Here is a 3,311-nt window from a genome sequence, read left to right on the forward strand (position 1 = left end):
GTCGGAGGGGGGAGCTCACGGGCCGCATCTTCGCGGGAAAGTCCCCGGAGGGTGAAGATTCCGACAGTCCGTGCCCGGTCGCCTGGCCCTCGTGAAGGCAGACATCCTGGGGGGACGGGCCCGGGAAAGGTGACGTGTATAGGCTGTTCTGCCTTTTGCAGCGTTTCGAACCTACACGGTCCTCTGCTGACTGCGATGAGCCAGGGTGCAAGCGTTCAGTGCCTGTGCTTCTGGCCTTCGGGAATGACGCGACGCACCAGTCCGTAGAGGGAATCAGCACCCACGAGGGGGGCTAGAGAGAAACACATGCCTTGTCCACAGCCGCGACCCACCGAGTTCCATCTCCCGCTGCGGGCCGACTCGTTCTCCATCGAGGAATACCGCAACGTCCACTGCCGCATGTACAGCGGCTGCATCGACGTGGCGGTCCGCCAGGACTGGGAGAGCTTCACCTGCGCGAAGTGCCCGCTGTTCCAGGCGGACAAAGCGCCGGGGGCCAGTTCGTATGCCTTTACCCAGCCCGCCGATTACGGGCGGCCGTAGTCCCGTTGTCCGTTTGTGATTGAGGCGACCGGGCGTCCGACCGGGCCCGTGCTTCCCCGCTGGGGGAGGGAGCGGACCGGGAGGGCGCCCGTCGTCGGACGCAGGATGGCTCCCAGAAACGCTGCTTCCTTGAACGGCAGGGCTCACCTTCCGGGGCGAGGGGGGCGTGGATGCAGGAGCAACGCGTCACGACGTGGTTGGAGTTGCAGGACCTGTTGTTCGGGGGTTCGTGGAACGAGCCGCTTGGCCGCTTTCGAACAAGCTTCGTCTTCCGCGGCATTCCGGACGCCCGGCAGGATTTGTCCGCGACGCTGAACCGCCAGGGTGCGTTCGTGCGGCACGAGCGGGACCTGCTCAGGGCCTTCCGCAAGTACGCGCGGGGCGTGCCGGGCACGGCGCAGCTCACGTCGGTGTGGGACTGGCTGGCGCTGGCGCAGCACCACGGGATGCCGACGCGACTGCTGGACTGGACGTTCAGCCCCTACGTGGCGCTGCACTTCATGACGGAGCGTCAGGACTTCCTGGGTGAGGACGGCGCCATCTGGTGCGTGGACTACCACCAGACGAACCAGCAGTTGCCCCAGCCGTTGAAGGCGCAGTTGCGGCTGGAGGGCGCGGACGTGTTCACGGCGGAGATGCTGGCGGAGGTGGCGGCGGATCTGCCCACGTTCGACGGGATGGCGAAGCACCCGTTCGTGTTGTTCTTCGAGCCGCCGTCGCTGGATGCGCGCATCGTGAACCAGTTCGCGCTGTTCTCGGTGATGAACGGGCCGGACCTGAGCCTGAATGACTTCCTGGGGGACCAGCACCAGGGGGTGCGGCGGCTCATCGTGCCGGCGTCGCTCAAGTGGGAGGTCCGGGACAAGCTGGACCAGGCGAACATCACCGAGCGCGTGCTCTTCCCCGGTCTGGACGGCCTGAGCCGCTGGCTGCGCCGCTACTACGCCCCCCGGCCCCGGTGAGCCTCAGGGAACCGGAGCGGGGGCCGGGGATTCGTTCACGGGTGCGGGAGGCAGCGGAGGAGGAGGAAGTGGGTCCGGCGGAGGAACTTCGGCGGGAGGGCCCGGAGACTCCGCGACCACGTCCCCCTGGGGGGTGACGGCGTAGAAGAACCAGCCATCCAGGATGCGTCTGCGCGGCCCCGTGCAGCGCTCGAAGTCGGGATCCAGGAGCACGTAGTACAGCCCTGGTGTCGGTCCCGTGAAGAGCGAGACGTTCACGCCGTCCTCGGGATGCGCACAGCCGAAGAACACCCGCTGGGGTGTGGTCTTCACGAACTCGCGGATGGCGCCCACCGCGGCCTGCGCCGCGCCCGCGGGCATGGGATTGCCTACGGGACGGGCCGTCTGTTCGTCCGGCCATTCGACAACGCCCTTCCACGCCACCGCCGGAGTCCTGCATCCCGACAGCACCAGCATGAGCCCCAGCCATCCATGAACCCTTTGCATTCACCGTCCCCTACTCACGCAACAATCGGAGGGCTCCCCCCTCACATCGGGGCGCGACACTGAGTCCACCCGAGGGAGCCGGTGCACAGCGGCCCAGGAGGATCCACCCACGTCGGGTCTCGCTCCACTGCTCGACTTCACCCGTGGGAAAGTAGCGCAGGAAGATGCGGGTTCCATCCTGCCGCTCCGCGACCACGGCGGAGGCCATCTCGATGAACGTGCTTCGGAACCGTGCAGGGGCCGGATTGCCTGGGATCAATCGGACCACCGCCAGGGCCACCGTGGGATTGACCGCATCCGTGGGCCACAAGTCCAGGTCCTGGGATGAAGGTGCCGCCCCGCAGGGATGGTTGTGGATGAACCCCACGACCCAGACCTGGGTGGAGGGGTAGTCCGCATCCTGCACCGCGAAGAAAGGTGAGCACCGGTTGTGTCCCGCCTTCACGGGCTCTGTCACCCGCCAGGACAGCGACTCCCATGTCCCCGCGACATAGACCGTCGAGCAGTACTCGGTGGAGAGACCTGGAATCGGCAATTGCGTCGCGGGGTCGCACGTCTTCGCCCCCGGGCGCTGGAGCAGCGCATCCGCTACATCCCGCAGCAGCGCGATGGGAATGGATTTCTCACCCGTTGGCATCTCGACGGCGGGAACCTCGGACCATGGGCCACGGGCGCGCTCCGGCGCAATCTCGAAGCCGGCGGCCGGCGCGGTCGCACACCCCACGAGCAGCGACACCCCAAAGCACAAGAACGCGAATCGCACGGTGCATCCTCCCACGTCCCAGGAGGATGCACCCACCGCTTCACGCCCTTCCGACAGCTCACGCGGGCACGGGCTCCCCGCCCAGCGGCCCCTCGCGGTCCCGGTCCCGCCGCGCCGCGCGCTCCCTGGCCTCTCGCGCCCAGCGCTCCTCATCCCTGCGCGCGCCCTTGTGCGCCAGCGCGCCTCCCATCATGACCGCGGCCATCACCACCAGCATCACCAGGATGCCCACCACCATCGAGCCGACGATGATCATGCGACCTGACCTCACCTGAAGGGGCCGCGCCTCCAAGGCACCAGCCACGTTCACCTTCAACAGTGCGTCGTGCCCCACCCTCCCGCAGGAGACATGCCCGGCGGGACCTCGCCTCCCTGTCTGGATTCACCGCGCCCCTGCGACCCCGGTGTCCCCCAGTGGAAATAGACAGACACGACCCCCACCTTCAACCCAGACATTCCTGGACGCCCGACAAGGAGGTGCGCGAATGCCAGACACCGGCTTCGGACGACGCAGCGACCCGAAGGACGCTCCCCCCTGCTCCTGGAAGCGCCAACCC

Annotated in this window: 5 protein-coding genes; 2 read left to right on the top strand and 3 right to left on the bottom strand. The window is 67.6% G+C overall.

Translation table 11 applies throughout. The features are described 5' to 3' along the window. The first annotated feature begins 306 nt into the window (after positions 1-306). Positions 307-543, top strand: coding sequence for a hypothetical protein (locus D7Y13_RS40060; protein ID WP_120538294.1), 237 nt, complete (start codon positions 307-309; stop codon positions 541-543). A 170-nt stretch (positions 544-713) separates the two neighbouring features. Further along, the gene (locus tag D7Y13_RS40065; protein WP_120538293.1) at positions 714-1,505 is read left to right on the top strand and encodes an FRG domain-containing protein; all 792 of its coding nucleotides are present in this window, start codon (positions 714-716) and stop codon (positions 1,503-1,505) included. Between the two features lie 3 nt (positions 1,506-1,508). On the opposite strand, the gene D7Y13_RS40070 is transcribed toward D7Y13_RS40065, so the two are convergent. Genes D7Y13_RS40070 through D7Y13_RS40080 form a run of 3 tightly spaced genes read right to left on the bottom strand, consistent with a single transcriptional unit; the run spans position 1,509 to position 3,010 of the window. Continuing rightward, on the bottom strand, positions 1,509-1,991 hold the full coding sequence (locus D7Y13_RS40070) for a hypothetical protein (RefSeq protein WP_120585632.1): 483 nt from the start codon (positions 1,989-1,991) through the stop codon (positions 1,509-1,511). A 10-nt stretch (positions 1,992-2,001) separates the two neighbouring features. Next, entirely contained in the window at positions 2,002-2,754 is a 753-nt protein-coding gene (locus tag D7Y13_RS40075) for a hypothetical protein (RefSeq protein WP_233595931.1), read from the bottom strand. A 58-nt stretch (positions 2,755-2,812) separates the two neighbouring features. Then, positions 2,813-3,010, bottom strand: coding sequence for a hypothetical protein (locus D7Y13_RS40080; RefSeq protein WP_120538292.1), 198 nt, complete (start codon positions 3,008-3,010; stop codon positions 2,813-2,815). Between the last annotated feature and the right edge of the window lie 301 nt (positions 3,011-3,311).

Source organism: Corallococcus praedator, from assembly GCF_003612125.1.
Lineage (GTDB): Bacteria > Myxococcota > Myxococcia > Myxococcales > Myxococcaceae > Corallococcus > Corallococcus praedator.

Coding starts and splice junctions, on each gene's coding strand:
- D7Y13_RS40060 (WP_120538294.1), top strand. CDS start 307: ATGCCTTGTCCACAGCCGCGACCCACCGAGTTCCATCTCCCGCTGCGG.
- D7Y13_RS40065 (WP_120538293.1), top strand. CDS start 714: ATGCAGGAGCAACGCGTCACGACGTGGTTGGAGTTGCAGGACCTGTTG.
- D7Y13_RS40070 (WP_120585632.1), bottom strand. CDS start 1,991: ATGCAAAGGGTTCATGGATGGCTGGGGCTCATGCTGGTGCTGTCGGGA.
- D7Y13_RS40080 (WP_120538292.1), bottom strand. CDS start 3,010: ATGATCATCGTCGGCTCGATGGTGGTGGGCATCCTGGTGATGCTGGTG.